Here is a 14,775-nt window from a genome sequence, read left to right as displayed (position 1 = left end):
GGGGCGGGGTCAGTCGCGTTCGAGTTCGGCCTCGGCGGCCGCCAGCGCGGCGAACTCCTCCTCGGGGGCGGAGGCCACGAGACGGTGCCGACTGTAGAGCGCGAAGTAGGCGAGGGCGACCGCGTACACGGCCAGCGCGATCAGCGCGGCGGTCTTGTCCACCAGGAACGTCGCGGCGAGCGCGGCGCACGCCAGGACCAGGGCCACCGAGGAGGTCACGACGCCGCCCGGGGTGCGGTACGGCCGTGGCAGCCGCGGCTCACGGCGGCGCAGCACGATGTGGGACAGCGCCATCAGGGCGTAGGAGATGGTCGCGCCGAACACGGCGACGTTGAGCATGCGGGCGCCGTCGCGGGTCGCGGCGGCGAGCGCGAAGCCGAGCGCGCCGGGCACCAGCAGGCCGAGGTGAGGCGCCTTGCGGCGGCTGGTCAGGGACAGGAAGCGGGGCAGGTAGCCGGCCCGGGAGAGAGCGAACAGCTGCCGGGAGCCGGCGTAGATGAGGGAGAAGAAGGAGGCGACGAGCCCGGCGAGGCCGGCGTAGTTCACGAACCGGCTCAGCGCGGTGGGCCCGCCGTCCCCTTCCAGCGCCGCGACCAGCGGATTGCCGGCGTCCTTGATCGCGGCCGAGCCGTGTGCCCCGGTCGCGGTGAGGAAGGTGACCAGGGCCAGGGCGAGCAGGATGCCGATGGACAGGGCCATCGCCCTCGGCAGGGAGCGCGCCGGGTCCTTGGTCTCCTCGGCGGCCAGCGGCACCCCTTCGACGCCGAGGAAGAACCACATGCCGAAGGGGAACGCGGCCCAGATGCCGAGGAGTCCGTACGGCAGCCAGGAGTTCGCGGCGAAGGCGGTGTGGTCGACGGGGATGTCGTCGAGCCGGCCGGCGTCGAAGTGCGTGAGGGCGCCGACGGCGAAGACGATCAGTGCGGCGACCGCGATGCCGGTGACGACGAAGCTGAAGCGCAGCGCCTCTCCGACCCCCCACAGGTGGATGCCGATGAACAGGGCGAAGCAGGCGAGGTACACGGGCCAGTCGGAGGTCAGCCCGAACAGGTGCAGGGACTCGACGTAGTCACCGATGAAGATGGCGATGGCGGCCGGGGCGAGCACGTACTCGATGAGGATCGCGGTGCCCGTGAGGAACCCGCCCCACGGGCCGAGCGCCCGGCGGGCGAAGCCGTAACCGCCGCCGGCGGTGGGCAGCACCGCGGCCATCTCGGCCTGCGAGAAGACCAGGCAGGTGTACATCACGCCCATCAGCAGGGCGGCCGCGGCCAGGCCGCCGAACCCGGCCTCGGCCAGGCCGAAGTTCCAGCCGGCGTAGTCGCCGGAGACGACGTAGGCCACGCCGAGGCCGGTCAGCAGCAGCCAGCCGGCGCTGCCCCGGCGCAGGGTGCGCCGTTGGAGGTAGGCGTCGTCCGGCGACGGGGGCGCCGCGGGGGAAGACGAGGTCACATGTGCGTCGGTGCCGTCGGTCATGGGCCGCTCCCTACCTCGAGGAAAGGTACGGATGCACACCTTTGCGTTCCCGGAGCGCCGAGCGCAAGACCTCCGGGCTCTTCCCTTCCAAAGGTCTGCATGCGTACCTTAGGGCCTCCGTCCGCACCGACAGGAGGCCGTTCCCGTGGCTGACCGTACGCCCCCGCTCAGCGTCGACGACCTGGTGACACTCGTCGACGGCGGGGAGATCCACACCGTCGTCCTCGCCTTCACCGACATGCAGGGAAGGCTCCAGGGCAAGCGGTTCGCCGCGCGCTTCTTCCTCGACGAGGTCCTGCGCCATGGCACCGAGGGCTGCAACTACCTGCTCGCGGTGGACGCCGACATGAACACCGTCGGCGGCTACGCCATGTCCTCCTGGGAGAGCGGCTACGGCGACTTCGCGATGCACGCCGACCCCGCCACCCTGCGCCGCACCCCCTGGGACGCGGGCACCGCGCTGCTGCTCGCCGATCTGGCCTGGCACGACGGCTCCCCGGTGGTCGCCTCCCCGCGCCAGATCCTGCGCCGCCAGCTGGACCGGCTCGCGGAGCACGGCTGGACCGCGTACGCGGGCACCGAGCTGGAGTTCATGGTCTTCAAGGACACCTATGAGGCGGCCTGGTCCCGCGGCTACCGCGAGATGACCCCGGCCAACCAGTACAACGTCGACTACTCGCTGCTGGGCACCGCCCGGGTCGAACCGCTGCTGGCGCGCATCCGGAACGAGATGGGTGCGGCGGGCATGACCGTGGAGTCCGCCAAGGGCGAGTGCAACCTCGGGCAGCACGAGATCGCCTTCCGCTACGACGAGGCGCTGACCAGCTGCGACCAGCACAGCATCTACAAGACCGGCGCCAAGACCATCGCCGCGCAGGAGGGCGTGTCCCTCACCTTCATGGCCAAGTGGGACGAACGTGAGGGCAACTCCTGCCACATTCACCTCTCGCTGCGCGACGAGGCCGGCCGTCCCGTCCTCGCGGGCGACGGGCCGTACGGGATGTCCCCGCTGATGGAGCACTTCCTGGCCGGGCAACTGGCGGCGATGCGGGACTTCACGCTGCTGTACGCGCCGAACATCAACTCCTACAAGCGGTTCCGCCCGGGCTCGTTCGCGCCGACCGCCGTCGCCTGGGGTCCCGACAACCGCACCTGCGCGCTGCGGGTCATCGGCCACGGCCCCGGGCACCGCCTGGAGAACCGGCTGCCCGGCGGCGACGTCAACCCGTATCTGGCGGTCGCCGGCATGGTCGCGGCCGGGCTGTACGGCATCGAGCACGAGCTGGAGCTGCCCGAGGGGTGCACCGGCAACGCGTACACGGGCGACGCCAGGCAGGTGCCCGGCACTCTGCGGGAGGCCGCCGAGCTGTGGCAGTCCTCCCCGATCGCGCGGGCCGCCTTCGGCGAGGAGGTCGTCGAGCACTACCTGAACATGGCCCGCGTCGAGCTGGACGCCTTCGACTCCGCCGTCACCGACTGGGAGCGTTTCCGTTCCTTCGAGCGCCTGTGAGGAACCCCTTGTCCGACCACTCCTACCGCTGCGAGCCTTCCGAGCCCTTTGCGCACGAGGTCCTCAATCCGGCGACCGAGGAGGTCGTCGCCACCGTCCCGGCCACGAGCGCCGCGGAGGTGGCCGAGGCCGTCGCCCGCGCCGCCCGCGCCCAGACCGCCTGGGCCGCGCTCGCGCCCGGCGACCGGGCCCGGCTGCTGCGCCGCTTCGCCGCCGTCATCGACGACCACCTGGAGCAGCTGGCGAGGCTGGAGGTCCTGGAGGCCGGCCATCCGATCGGCAACGCCCGCTGGGAGGCCGGCAACGCCCGCGACCTGTTCGACTACGCGGCCGGCGGCGTCGAGCGCCTGGCGGGCAGTCAGATCCCGGTGGCGGGCGGCCTGAACGTCACCTTCCACGAGCCGCTCGGTGTGGTGGCGGTGATCGCGCCGTGGAACTTCCCGATGCCCATCGCCTGCTGGGGCGCTGCCCCGGCGCTGGCCGCGGGCAACGCGGTGCTGCTCAAACCCGCCGAGACGACCCCGCTGACGGCGATCAGGCTGGCCCGGCTCGCGCTGGAGGCCGGTCTGCCCGAGGGGTTGTTCCAGGTGCTGCCGGGCGCCGGCCCGGTCACCGGCGCCGCGCTCGTGGAGCACCCCGGTGTCGCCAAGGTGGTGTTCACCGGGTCCACGGCCGTCGGCAAGCAGGTGCTGGCGAAGGGCTCGGCGCAGCTCAAGCGGGTGACCCTCGAACTCGGCGGCAAGAGCCCGAACATCGTCTTCGCCGACGCCGACCTGGAGCGGGCCGCCGCCGCGGCGCCCGGCTCCTTCCTCGACAACAGCGGCCAGGACTGCTGCGCCCGCAGCCGCATCCTCGTCCAGCGCGAGGTGTACGACCGCTTCCTTCAGCTGCTCGAACCGGCCGTCACGGCGTGGCGGGTGGGCGATCCGGCGGACCCCGAGACGCAGATGGGCCCGCTGATCTCGGCCGCCCAGCGCGAGCGCGTGCGCTCCTACGTCCCCGACGGCGCTCCCGTCGTCATCCGCGGCGAGGCTCCCGAGGGCAAGGGCTTCTGGTACCCGGCGACGGTCCTGGAGGGACGCCCCGGTGACCCGGCGGCCACCGAGGAGATCTTCGGGCCCGTCGCCGTCGTCCTGCCCTTCGAGGACGAGGCGGACGCCGTACGCCTGGCCAACGCGACCGACTACGGCCTGTCCGGCTCCCTGTGGACCCGGGACGTGGGACGCGCGATCCGCGTCTCGCGGGCGGTCGCCGCCGGGAACCTGTCCGTCAACTCCCATTCCAGCGTCCGCTACTGGACCCCGTTCGGCGGGTTCAAGCAGTCCGGCATCGGCCGGGAGCTGGGGCCGGACGCCCTCACCGCCTTCACCGAGACCAAGAACGTCTTCATCAGCACCGAGGAGAACCGACCGTGACCGAGTCCGCCATCTGCCGCCGCCTGGCCGGCCGTACCGCCGTCGTCACCGGAGCCGGCAGCGGCATCGGCCTGGCCACCGTGCGCCGTCTCGCCTCCGAGGGCGCGAACGTCGTGTGCGCCGACATCGACGCGGCCGCCGGAAAGGCCGCCGCCGAAGAGGTCGGCGGGCTGTTCGTGCAGGTCGACGTCACCGACCCGGAGCAGGTCGAGGCCCTGTTCAAGACGGCCTACGACACCTACGGGAGCATCGACGTCGCCTTCAACAACGCGGGCATCTCGCCGCCCGACGACGACTCCATCCTGGAGACCGGCCTGGAGGCCTGGAAGCGCGTCCAGGAGGTCAACCTCACCTCCGTCTACCTGTGCTGCAAGGCGGCGCTCCCCTACATGCGCCGCCAGGGCAGGGGGTCGATCATCAACACCGCGTCGTTCGTCGCCGTCATGGGCGCGGCGACCTCGCAGATCAGCTACACCGCCTCCAAGGGCGGCGTGCTCGCCATGTCCCGCGAACTCGGCGTCCAGTTCGCCCGGGAGGGCATCCGCGTCAACGCGCTGTGCCCCGGCCCGGTCAACACCCCCTTGCTGAAGGAGCTGTTCGCGAAGGACCCGGAGCGTGCCGCGCGCCGCCTGGTGCACGTGCCGGTGGGGCGGTTCGCCGAGCCGGAGGAGATGGCGGCCGCCGTCGCCTTCCTCGCCAGCGACGACTCCTCCTTCGTCAACGCCGCCGAGTTCCTCGTCGACGGCGGCATCGCGGGCGCGTACGTCACCCCGCTGTAGGCCCCGCCCGCCGCCCCGGACGGCCGCCGGCGCGCCCGCACGGCCGGCGGCCGTCCACACGTTCCACAGCTCCAGCGTTCCGCAGCCCGAGGAGGCGTATCCCATGTCCGGCAAGAGCCGTCCACGGCTGGTGACCGCCCTGGCCTTGTTCCTGCTCGCCGGATCCCTGGCCGCCGGCCGCCCGGCCGTGGCGGAGCCGGCGCCGCGCGCGTGCCCCGTCCTCGCGCCCTCGCCCGGCTGGTACGGCGACAACCGCGCGCGGCTCCAGCAGCTGATCGACCGTCACGGCGGCTGCGGGGAACGGTCCCACCGGATGAAGGGCCGACCGGTCGCGGTGTTCGACTGGGACAACACGGTCGTCAAGAACGACGTCGGTGACGCGACGATGTTCTGGCTGCTGCGCCACGAAAGGATCCGCCGGCCCGCCCACCGGGACTGGCGCACGACCAGCCGCCACCTCACCGACGCCGCCGTCCGGGCGCTCGCGGCCGCCTGCGGCAGCTCCGCGCCGGCCGGTGCGCCGCTGCCCACCGCCACGGACACCGGCTGCGCCGACGAGATCCGCGCGGTGTACTCCGACGGCGCCACGACCGGCGGTGAGCACGCCTTCGCCGGCTTCGACCACCGCCGCACGCAGCCGCAGTACGCATGGCTCGCGCAGCTGCTGCAGGGCTGGACGCCGCGCGAGGTCAGGGAGTTCGCCGCGGCGGCCCGGGCGGAGAACCTCGCTGCGCCGGTCGGAACCGAGCAGCGGGTCGGCAGCGGACGGGAGACCGGCTGGGTGCGCTACTACGCCGAGCAGCGCGACCTGATCCGCACGCTCCAGCGGTCCGGCTTCGACGTATGGATCACCTCCGCCTCGCCCGAACCGGTCGTCGAGGTGTGGGCGCGTGGCGCCGGCGTCGACGCCGCGCACACCATCGGCATCCGCAGCGTCACCGCGGCCGGCCGGCTCACCGCGCATCTGAGGGGCTGCGGCACGGTCCGCGACGGCGAGGACGCGCTGATCCCGTACATCGACGGCAAGCGGTGCTGGATCAACACGGTGGTGTACGGCGTCCACGGCGCCGCGGCCGAGCGGTCCCTGCCCGCGGACCGCCGGCAGGTCTTCGCGGCCGGCGACTCCGACACCGACGTCACCTTCCTGCGGGACGCCACGGTGCTGCGGCTCGTGCTCAACCGCAACAGGACCGAGCTGATGTGCCGGGCGTACGACGACGGCGACGGGCGCTGGATCGTCAACCCGATGTTCCTTCAGCCGAAGCCGCGCAGGGCGGACCCGTACCCGTGTGCCACGACCGGATACGAGAACCCGGACGGCACGCGCGGGCCGGTGCTCCGTCAGGACGGTTCTCCCGTGCCGGACCAGTGGGACAGGGTGTACCCGCAGGGGCTGTGAAAGACTGACGTGTTTCCCGTGCCTGTTCGGGCAGGGGAGAGACGACGTACAGCGAGTGGAGAAGCAGTCATGACCAACGTCCGCCTTTCGACGACGATGGGCGACATCGTCCTCAGCCTCGACGACGCCAAGGCCCCGAAGACGGTCGAGAACTTCCTGGAGTACCTCAACAGCGGCCACTACGCAGGAACGATCTTCCACCGGGTCATCAACGGTTTCATGGTCCAGGGCGGTGGCCACGGCACCGACATGCGCATCAAGCCCGCCCCGCGCACGGTGGAGAACGAGGCCAAGAACGGCCTGAAGAACGTCAAGTACAGCGTCGCCATGGCCCGGACGTCCGCTCCGCACTCGGCCAGCGCGCAGTTCTTCATCAACGTCAGCGACAACGACTTCCTGAACTACCCGGGCCAGGACGGCTGGGGTTACGCGGTCTTCGGCAAGGTCGTCGAGGGCCAGGACGTCGTCGACCGGATCGCGCAGGTCCCCACGGGTGCGCAGGACGTGCCCAAGGAGCAGGTCGTGATCAACTCCGCCGAGGTCGTCCAGATCTGAGCCACGGCGTCACTCAGTACGGCCGGCCGGGCGCCGGGTCCTCCTTCAGCAGGGGGCGCAAGGCGCCCAGCACGGCACCCACGCACACGTCCCGCAGTTCGGTGCGGGTGCACGTCGGCTCGGTCAGCCAGTCCACGCACAGCACCTGGACGAAGACCAGCCAGCTCTTCAGGACGCCGGAGACGGCCTGCCGGGTGCCGGCGTCGGTGACCGGCAGGACGGCGAGCAGGCGCTCACGCAGGGCGTCCAGCTCACCGGTGATGATGGTCTGGATCAGCCGGTCGCCGGCCAGGACCCGGTTGGCCGCCAGGACGGTGTTGCGGTTCTCCGCGAAGTACGCGATGTGCACGTCCAGCCCCTGGGCCAGCTGGTCCGCCAGGTCGTCGGCGGGGTCGAGCCGGGTCAGGTCGAGCAGCCGCTCGGCGACCTGCCGGTAGAGCGCGGCGAACAGGTCCCGCTTGCTCGGGAAGTACCGGTACAGCAGCGCACGGGAGACGCCCGCCCGCTCGGCCACGTCCTCCATCAGCACCTCGTCGTAGGGACGCTCGGCGAACTGCCGCGCGGCCACGGCGAGGAGTTCGGCCCGGCGTTCGTCGGGGCTGAGGCGGCGGCGAGGGGACATGGGCGGCATGTTACTTGACATGTGTCTACTAGCGGCGCCTACCCTGAGGGCGTTACTGGACGTGTGTCTACCAAGCGACGGGGGTGTCCGGCATGACGCGGGTCGGAGTGCTGCGAGGACTGGCGTGGGCCATGGGGTACGCGTGCGTGGCCATCGGCCTCTTCCATGTGCTGCTCGGGAACGCCGCGATCCCCGGCGCCGGTGCGGCCGGGCCGACCGTCGACAGCTTCGGGCGGTTCATGGGCGCGGTCTTCGCCGGGTACGGGCTGGCCTGGCTGTGGGCGGTGCGGCAGTCCCCCGTCCCGGCGGCCGCGGTCCGGATACTGACCGCGGTGTTCCTGCTCGGCGGGGCGGCGCGGCTGCTCTCCCTCGCCGTCGCGGGCCGGCCGCACTGGTTCCAGCTCCTGCTGGCGGCCGTGGAACTGGGGTTGTCGCCGCTGCTGTTGTGGCTGGCGGACAGCGAGGAGGCGGCGGTCACGGCCTGACCGCCCAGCGCCGGGGACACCGCAGCGGCACGGTAGGGACCGATGCCCGTCCGGGGCAATCCGCTCAGGCCCCGTACGCGCTCTGCGAGAATGGACGGCCGGTCTTCCGAGCGCCGCAGACCGGCGGTGCTCGTCTCGTCCCTGGAGAGCACGCACGGTGTCCCGACAGCACGGAACCCCCTCCCCCGCCGGGGGCCGCAAGCGCCCCGCCTCGTCCGCACGCCGGGGCGGGTCCGACACGGCGGGTGGGGGGCGCGGCGGGCGCCGGTCCCCGCAGGCGCCCTCGCCCCGGGAGGCGGCGCGCGGCAAGCAGGGGGCACCCGGCGGCGGTGACCCGGTGCCCGCGCCGCGCCGGGCGGACCTGCAGGCCGACTGCGCGTCGTGCTTCGGGCTGTGCTGCGTCGCGCTGCCCTTCGCCCGCTCCGCCGACTTCGCCGCCGACAAGCCGGCCGGAAAGGCGTGCGGGAACCTCCAGGCGGACTTCCGCTGCGGCATCCACACCGACCTGCGCGAGCGGGGCTATCCGGGCTGCACCGTCTTCGACTGCTTCGGCGCGGGCCAGAAGGTCTCCCAGGTCACCTTCGGCGGTACGGACTGGCGGAGCGCGCCGGGCACCTCCGGGGCGATGTTCGCCGTGTTCCCGGTGATGCGGCAGCTGCACGAGCTGCTGTGGTACGTCACCGAGGCGCTCGGCCTCGCGGCGGCCCGGCCCGTCCACCGGGACCTGCGGCGCGCGGCGGACCGTATCGAGGAACTCACCCGGGGCAGTGCCGAGGAGATCCGCGCGGTGGACGTCAACGCGCTGCGCGGCGAGGTGAACGAGCTGCTGCTGCGGGCCGGCGAGCTGGCGCGGGCGGGGCTGCCCGGCCGGCGTCGCAACCACCGCGGGGCGGATCTGATCGGGGCCCGGCTGGCCGGCGCCGACCTGCGGGGCGCCAGTCTGCGCGGCGCGCTGCTGATCGCGGCCGACCTCTCGGGCGCCGACCTGCGCTCGGCCGACCTGATCGGCGCGGACCTGCGTGACGCCGACCTTTCGGGCGCCGACCTCTCGGGCGCGCTCTTCGTCACCCAGGCCCAGCTGAACGCGGCCAGGGGTGACGCGTCGACGGTTCTGCCGGCGGGGCTGGAGCGGCCAGTGCACTGGTGACGCGGGGCGCGGGCACGGGGCGCGGGGCCCGGCCGCCGGTGGGTTCGGCCGTTCGGCGCGCTGGAGATGCGGCGGGCGAGCGGGCGCTGTTGACTGAAGTCACCGGCACCGCACCGGAATCCACGACTCCGGCCGGGCCGCGTCCGGAACCCCGAGACGGATCGCGGCCCGGTCGGTGCTCTGCCCCGGCCGGGTCCGCAACCGCCCGGACGTCTCCTTACGCCACCGTCTCCCCCGTCAGCCGCCCGGCGGCCCCGGTCGTGTCCTGTGCCCGTGCGAACTGCGTCCGGTGCAGTTCGGCGTACCGTCCGTCCGCCGCCAGCAGCTCCTCGTGGGTGCCGCGCTCCACGATGCGGCCCGCCTCCACCACCAGGATCACGTCGGCCGTGCGCACGGTGGACAGCCGGTGGGCGATGACGACGGCGGTGCGGTCGGCGAGGGCCTCCGTCAGCGCCTCCTGCACGGCCGCCTCCGAGGTGTTGTCGAGGTGGGCGGTGGCCTCGTCGAGGATGACCACGCGCTGGCGGGCGAGCAGCAGCCGGGCGATCGTCATGCGCTGGCGTTCGCCGCCGGAGAGCCGGTAGCCGCGCTCGCCGACGACGGTGTCCAGGCCGTCGGGCAGGGAGCGGACGAGGTCGTCAAGGCGGGACCGGCGCAGCGCGTCCCACAGTTCGTCCTCGCTCGCCTCGGGGCGGGCGAGCAGCAGGTTGGCGCGGACGCTGTCGTGGAAGAGGTGGCCGTCCTGGGTGACCATGCCGACGGCTCCGTGCAGTGAGCGGAACGTCAGGTCGCGGACGTCGACGCCGCCGACTCTGACCGCGCCCGCGTCGGCGTCGTAGAGCCGCGGCAGCAGCTGGGCGATGGTCGACTTGCCGGCGCCGGAGGAACCGACGAGGGCGACGGTCCGGCCGGGTTCGGCGCGGAAGGAGATGCCGTGCAGGACCTCGGCGCCACCGCGGGTGTCGAGGGCCGCCACCTCCTCCAGGGAGGCGAGGGAGACCTGGTCGGCGGCCGGGTAGGCGAAGCGGACGTCGTCGAACTCGACGCCGACCGGCCCGTCGGGCACCTCGCGGGCGTCAGGCTTCTCCACGATCAGCGGCTTCAGGTCGAGCACCTCGAAGACCCGCTCGAAGCTGACCAGCGCGCTCATCACCTCCACCCGGGCCCCGGCGAGCGCGGTGAGCGGCGCGTACAGCCGGGTCAGCAGCAGCGCGAGGGAGACGACGGCGCCCGCCTCCAGGGTGCCGTGCAGGGCGTAGAAGCCGCCGAGGCCGTAGACCAGGGCGAGGGCGAGCGCGGAGACCAGGGTGAGGGCGGTGATGAACGCGGACTGGGCGGTGGCGGTGCGGATGCCGATGTCGGCGACCCGCCGGGCGCGCAGCGCGAACTGCACCGACTCCTCCTCGGGCCGCCCGAAGAGCTTCACGAGCGTGGCGCCGGGGGCCGAGAAGCGCTCGGTCATCCGGGTGCCCATGGACGCGTTCAGCGCCGCCGCCTCCCGCTGCATACGCGCCATCCGGCTGCCCATCCGCCGGGCCGGGATCACGAACACCGGCAGCAGCACCAGCGCGAGCAGGGTGATCTGCCAGGACAGCGTCAGCATGACCGCGAGGGTGAGCAGCAGCGTGACCAGGTTGCTCACCACGCCGGACAGGGTGTTGCTGAAGGCGCGCTGGGCGCCGATGACGTCGTTGTTGAGCCGGGAGACCAGCGCTCCCGTACGGGTTCGTGTGAAGAACGCGACCGGCATGCGCTGCACATGATCGAACACAGCCGTCCGCAGATCGAGGATGAGCCCCTCACCGAGCGTGGCCGACAGCCGCCGCGAGAGGATGCCCAGTGCCGCCTCGGCCACCGCGATGAGCGCGATGAGCAGGGCGAGGCGTACGACGTGGCCCGCCTCGCCCCTCGACACGATCGAGTCGACGACGCGTCCGGCGAGGATCGGGGTGGCCACGGCGAGCAGCGCGGTCCCCACCCCGAGCACCACGAACAGGGCGATGCGTCGGCGGTGCGGGCGGGCGAAGGCGCCGATGCGGCGCAGCGTCGCGGGGTCGAAGGGGCGCCGCTCCTGCTGAGCGGTCATGACGCTGTGCAGCTGCGTCCAAGCGGTGGTCTCCATGCTCATGGACAGCAACGTAGAACCTCAATCATCGTTGAGGTCAATGTCCGCCGTCCGTCCCCCCGTTCGAAGGATCCGATGACCGTACGCAATGTGCCGTACCCGCTTCCGCAACCCGCCGTTGGCGCGGTGCGGAGAACCTCTCCCGATGTGACCGCCGTCCCCCTCCCCCCGCTGCCGCAGGGACGACTCCCCCGTCGCGTCCCCGTCCGGCAGATGCTGTGTCTGCTCCCGCTCCTGCTCGTCGCCGTCGTCGCCGTACGGCACCGCTCCACGCTCACCGAAGGGCTCGGCCAGCTGCGCACCGCCGAGTGGCCCTGGCTGGTCGCCGCGGCCGGCGCGACCTGTCTGACCTGGGTGGCGGCCTCCTTCACCCGGCAGGGGGCGGTCGTCGAGCGGCTGCCCCGGCGGCGGCTGCTGGCCACCCAGTTCGCGGCCGGCGCCGCCAACCATCTGCTGCCCACGGGCCTCGGCGCGAGCGCGGTCAACCTGCGCTTCATGACGGTGTGCGGGGTGCCGCTGGCCCGCTCCTCGGCCGCCCTCGCGCTGTACATGCTCGCCGAGTGCGTGGGCCGGATCGCCCTGCTGGCGGCGCTGCTGCTCGCCTTCCCGGACGCGCTGCACCTCGGCACGCTGCTGCCCGGCGGCGCGCTGCTGCCGCTGCTGGCGGCCGCCGCCGCGCTCGCCTCGACCGCGGCACTGACGCTGGTCTGCGTACGGCGGCTGCGCACGGCCGCGCGCGGCTTCCTGCGCACCGCGCTCGGCGAGGCCCGCTCGGTGCACGCGCGACCGGCCCGCGCCCTGGCGCTGTGGGGCGGCTCGCTGGCCTTCCCGGCGCTGCAGGCGTCGGGTCTGGTCCTGGTCGGGCGGGCGCTGGACCTTCCCGTGTCGCCCCCGCACATCGCGGTGGCGTACCTCGCGGCGACCGTGGCGGTGGCGCTGGTGCCGACACCGGGCGGGATCGGCTCGGTGGAGGCCGCGCTGGTGGTGGCACTCGTCGCGGCGGGCGGGCCGGCGGCCGTGGCGACCGCGGTGGTGCTGGCGTACCGGATCCTCACCGTGTGGCTACCGCTGCTGCCGGGCGCGCTGACGCTGGGGGCGCTGGTGCGTCTGAAGGTGATCTGAGACCGGCGACTCGCGAGTAACCTGCGGGCGTCGCCGTACAGCGCCGCCCAGAAGGGGTTCCGTCATGCCGGTCCGCGTCGAACGAAGAGAGCACGTCACCACGGTCGTGCTGTCCCGCCCCGAGGTGCGCAACGCCGTGGACGGGCCGACGGCCGCGGAACTGGCCGCCGCGTTCCGGGCCTTCGAGGCGGACGAGGAGGCGCGGGTGGCGGTGCTGTGGGGCGAGGGCGGCACGTTCTGCGCGGGCGCGGACCTGAAGGCCATGGGCGGGGAGCGGAGCAACCGGGTCGCCGGGGACGGGGACGGGCCGATGGGGCCGACCCGGATGCGGCTGTCCAAGCCGGTGATCGCCGCTGTCGCCGGGCACGCGGTGGCCGGCGGGCTGGAGCTGGCGCTGTGGTGCGATCTGCGGGTCGCCGAGGAGGACGCGGTGTTCGGCGTGTTCTGCCGCCGCTGGGGAGTGCCGCTGATCGACGGCGGCACGGTACGGCTGCCCCGGCTGATCGGCACCGGCCGCGCGCTGGACATGATCCTCACCGGCCGCCCGGTCCCGGCAAGCGAGGCGTACGGGATGGGGCTGGCCGACCGCGTCGTGCCGGCCGGCACCGCACGTGCCGCCGCCGAGGAACTCGCCGCCGCCCTGGCCCGCTTCCCGCAGGACTGTCTGCGCTCCGACCGCGCGGCGGTCCTGGACCAGGAGGGGCTGGGTGAGCGGGAGGCGCTGCGGGTCGAACACGCCCACGGCGCGGCCGTGCTGGACGAGGCGATGCGGGGCGCCGGCCGGTTCGCGTCGGGGGCGGGACGGCACGGGTCGTTCACGGACGGCTGACGCGGCGCTCGTCACGGCGCCCGGTTTCGAACTGCCGTGCCGGATACGGCAGGATGAGCGCTCGCGCCGCGCGCTGACGCCCCGTCGGGCGCGTACGGCGCGCATCCCCGATACGAGCAGTTCGAGCAGGTGACAACGTGACGAGACTTCACATCCCGTCGTCGGCCGAGGGCGCCGACGACCGTCTTCTCGGAGGCGGCCGGTGAACCGTGCGCTGACCCTGGACGACCTGGTGCTGGCCGGCATCGCCCTGGCGGCGGGCCTGCTGGCGGCCTTCTTCTCCCGCACCCTGCTGCGCTGGCTGGCGAAGCACGCCAAGCGGACGAAGTGGAGCGGTGACGACGTCGTCGTGGACGCCCTGCGCACGGTGGTGCCGTGGGCGGCCATCGCGGGCGGTGCCGCCGCGGCGGCGGCCGTGCTGCCGCTGACCCGGACGGTGCAGCGGACCGTCAACCAGTCGCTGCAGGTGTGGCTGATCTTCGTCGTGACCCTGTCGGCGGCCCGGGTGGTCGCCGGGCTGGTGCGCGCGGTGACCCAGTCCCGCTCCGGCGTCGCCGGGTCCGCGACGATCTTCGTCAACATCACCCGGGTGCTGGTCCTGGCGATCGGGTTCCTGGTGGTGCTGCAGACCCTGGGCATCTCCATCGCGCCCCTGCTCACCGCCCTGGGCGTGGGCGGTCTGGCCGTCGCGCTGGCGTTGCAGGACACGCTCGCGAACCTCTTCGCCGGCATCCACATCCTCGCCTCCAAAACCGTGCAGGTGGGCGACTACATCCGGCTGAGCAGCGGGGAGGAGGGGTACGTCGAGGACATCAACTGGCGGCAGACGACCGTGCGGGCGCTGTCCAACAACCTCGTGGTCATCCCGAACGGCCAGCTGGCCAAGACCAACATGACCAACTTCTCGCGGCCCGAGCAGGACCTGACGATCCTGGTGCAGGTCGGGGTGGCCTACGACAGCGATCTGGACCATGTGGAGCGGGTGACCAACGAGGTGATCGCCGAGGTGATGACCGAGACCACCGGGGCGCTGCCGGACCATGAGCCGACGATCCGCTTCCACACCTTCGGCGACTCCCGGATCGGCTTCACGGTGATCCTGGGCGTCCGCGAGTTCAGCGACCAGTACCGGATCAAGCACGAGTTCATCAAGCGCCTGCACAAGCGCTACCGCGCGGAGGGCATCCACATCCCGGCCCCGACCCGCACGGTCACCCTCCAGCAGGGCACGGTCACGATCCCTCAGCAGCGGCCCGGCGAGGACATTCGGTCGGTCCTCTTCTCCGGCGAGTAGAGCACCCCGAAAGGGGC

At 72.9% G+C, this 14,775-nt stretch carries 13 protein-coding genes; 10 read left to right on the top strand and 3 right to left on the bottom strand.

Going from position 1 to position 14,775, the window contains the following annotated elements; genetic code table 11:
• Nucleotides 1-9 precede the first annotated feature (9 nt).
• A complete protein-coding gene (gene eat, locus ACF1GV_RS11805) occupies nucleotides 10-1,476 on the bottom strand; it encodes an ethanolamine permease (protein WP_391678653.1) in 1,467 nt (488 codons plus the stop codon).
• A 145-nt stretch (nucleotides 1,477-1,621) separates the two neighbouring features.
• Between eat and ACF1GV_RS11800 the strand changes: the two genes are divergently transcribed.
• The 5 genes from ACF1GV_RS11800 (at nucleotide 1,622) to ACF1GV_RS11780 (ending at nucleotide 7,134) form a co-directional block, all read left to right on the top strand.
• Entirely contained in the window at nucleotides 1,622-2,986 is a 1,365-nt protein-coding gene (locus ACF1GV_RS11800) for a glutamine synthetase family protein (protein WP_391678656.1), read from the top strand.
• Between the two features lie 8 nt (nucleotides 2,987-2,994).
• The gene (locus ACF1GV_RS11795) at nucleotides 2,995-4,401 is read left to right on the top strand and encodes an aldehyde dehydrogenase family protein (protein ID WP_391678658.1); all 1,407 of its coding nucleotides are present in this window, start codon (nucleotides 2,995-2,997) and stop codon (nucleotides 4,399-4,401) included.
• Nucleotides 4,398-5,180, top strand: coding sequence for a 3-oxoacyl-ACP reductase (locus ACF1GV_RS11790; RefSeq protein ID WP_391678660.1), 783 nt, complete (start codon nucleotides 4,398-4,400; stop codon nucleotides 5,178-5,180). Before ACF1GV_RS11795 ends, ACF1GV_RS11790 begins: the two co-directional genes overlap by 4 nt.
• A gap of 103 nt (nucleotides 5,181-5,283) precedes the next feature.
• Nucleotides 5,284-6,579: a haloacid dehalogenase-like hydrolase gene (locus ACF1GV_RS11785; protein WP_391678662.1), complete on the top strand. Its 1,296-nt coding sequence runs from the start codon at nucleotides 5,284-5,286 to the stop codon at nucleotides 6,577-6,579.
• A 69-nt stretch (nucleotides 6,580-6,648) separates the two neighbouring features.
• A complete protein-coding gene (locus ACF1GV_RS11780; RefSeq protein WP_363263970.1) occupies nucleotides 6,649-7,134 on the top strand; it encodes a peptidylprolyl isomerase in 486 nt (161 codons plus the stop codon).
• Nucleotides 7,135-7,147: 13 nt separating this feature from the next.
• Here ACF1GV_RS11780 and ACF1GV_RS11775 read toward each other — a convergent pair whose 3' ends face one another.
• Nucleotides 7,148-7,756 (bottom strand): TetR/AcrR family transcriptional regulator, encoded by a 609-nt coding sequence (locus tag ACF1GV_RS11775; RefSeq protein ID WP_391678664.1) that lies wholly within the window; start codon nucleotides 7,754-7,756, stop codon nucleotides 7,148-7,150.
• Between the two features lie 92 nt (nucleotides 7,757-7,848).
• On the opposite strand from ACF1GV_RS11775, the gene ACF1GV_RS11770 reads away from it, so the two are divergent.
• Together ACF1GV_RS11770 and ACF1GV_RS11765 are read left to right on the top strand one after the other, a co-directional pair.
• Nucleotides 7,849-8,241 (top strand): DUF4345 domain-containing protein, encoded by a 393-nt coding sequence (locus ACF1GV_RS11770; RefSeq protein ID WP_391678665.1) that lies wholly within the window; start codon nucleotides 7,849-7,851, stop codon nucleotides 8,239-8,241.
• Nucleotides 8,242-8,578: 337 nt separating this feature from the next.
• Nucleotides 8,579-9,388: a pentapeptide repeat-containing protein gene (locus ACF1GV_RS11765; protein ID WP_391678667.1), complete on the top strand. Its 810-nt coding sequence runs from the start codon at nucleotides 8,579-8,581 to the stop codon at nucleotides 9,386-9,388.
• A gap of 217 nt (nucleotides 9,389-9,605) precedes the next feature.
• Here ACF1GV_RS11765 and ACF1GV_RS11760 read toward each other — a convergent pair whose 3' ends face one another.
• Nucleotides 9,606-11,510: an ABC transporter ATP-binding protein gene (locus tag ACF1GV_RS11760; protein WP_391679591.1), complete on the bottom strand. Its 1,905-nt coding sequence runs from the start codon at nucleotides 11,508-11,510 to the stop codon at nucleotides 9,606-9,608.
• 216 nt (nucleotides 11,511-11,726) lie between these two features.
• On the opposite strand from ACF1GV_RS11760, the gene ACF1GV_RS11755 reads away from it, so the two are divergent.
• The 3 genes from ACF1GV_RS11755 to ACF1GV_RS11745 all read left to right on the top strand — a co-directional run bounded on the left by ACF1GV_RS11755 (nucleotide 11,727) and on the right by ACF1GV_RS11745 (nucleotide 14,758).
• A complete protein-coding gene (locus ACF1GV_RS11755) occupies nucleotides 11,727-12,635 on the top strand; it encodes a YbhN family protein (protein WP_391678669.1) in 909 nt (302 codons plus the stop codon).
• Between the two features lie 64 nt (nucleotides 12,636-12,699).
• Nucleotides 12,700-13,464, top strand: coding sequence for a crotonase/enoyl-CoA hydratase family protein (locus tag ACF1GV_RS11750; RefSeq protein WP_391678671.1), 765 nt, complete (start codon nucleotides 12,700-12,702; stop codon nucleotides 13,462-13,464).
• Nucleotides 13,465-13,666: 202 nt separating this feature from the next.
• Entirely contained in the window at nucleotides 13,667-14,758 is a 1,092-nt protein-coding gene (locus tag ACF1GV_RS11745) for a mechanosensitive ion channel family protein (RefSeq protein ID WP_391678673.1), read from the top strand.
• Nucleotides 14,759-14,775 lie beyond the last annotated feature (17 nt).

Origin of the sequence: Streptomyces sp. NPDC014006 (genome assembly GCF_043088925.1) — a bacterium.
In the GTDB taxonomy this organism is placed as follows: Bacteria; Actinomycetota; Actinomycetes; order Streptomycetales; family Streptomycetaceae; genus Streptomyces.
This window is presented reverse-complemented; position numbering and strand designations above follow the sequence as displayed.

Bases quoted from the DNA above. Each gene is read 5' to 3' on its own strand.
- eat (WP_391678653.1), bottom strand. From the start codon at position 1,476: ATGACCGACGGCACCGACGCACATGTGACCTCGTCTTCCCCCGCGGCG.
- ACF1GV_RS11785 (WP_391678662.1), top strand. From the start codon at position 5,284: ATGTCCGGCAAGAGCCGTCCACGGCTGGTGACCGCCCTGGCCTTGTTC.
- ACF1GV_RS11780 (WP_363263970.1), top strand. From the start codon at position 6,649: ATGACCAACGTCCGCCTTTCGACGACGATGGGCGACATCGTCCTCAGC.
- ACF1GV_RS11775 (WP_391678664.1), bottom strand. From the start codon at position 7,756: ATGTCCCCTCGCCGCCGCCTCAGCCCCGACGAACGCCGGGCCGAACTC.
- ACF1GV_RS11770 (WP_391678665.1), top strand. From the start codon at position 7,849: ATGACGCGGGTCGGAGTGCTGCGAGGACTGGCGTGGGCCATGGGGTAC.
- ACF1GV_RS11760 (WP_391679591.1), bottom strand. From the start codon at position 11,510: ATGGAGACCACCGCTTGGACGCAGCTGCACAGCGTCATGACCGCTCAG.
- ACF1GV_RS11755 (WP_391678669.1), top strand. From the start codon at position 11,727: ATGCTGTGTCTGCTCCCGCTCCTGCTCGTCGCCGTCGTCGCCGTACGG.
- ACF1GV_RS11750 (WP_391678671.1), top strand. From the start codon at position 12,700: ATGCCGGTCCGCGTCGAACGAAGAGAGCACGTCACCACGGTCGTGCTG.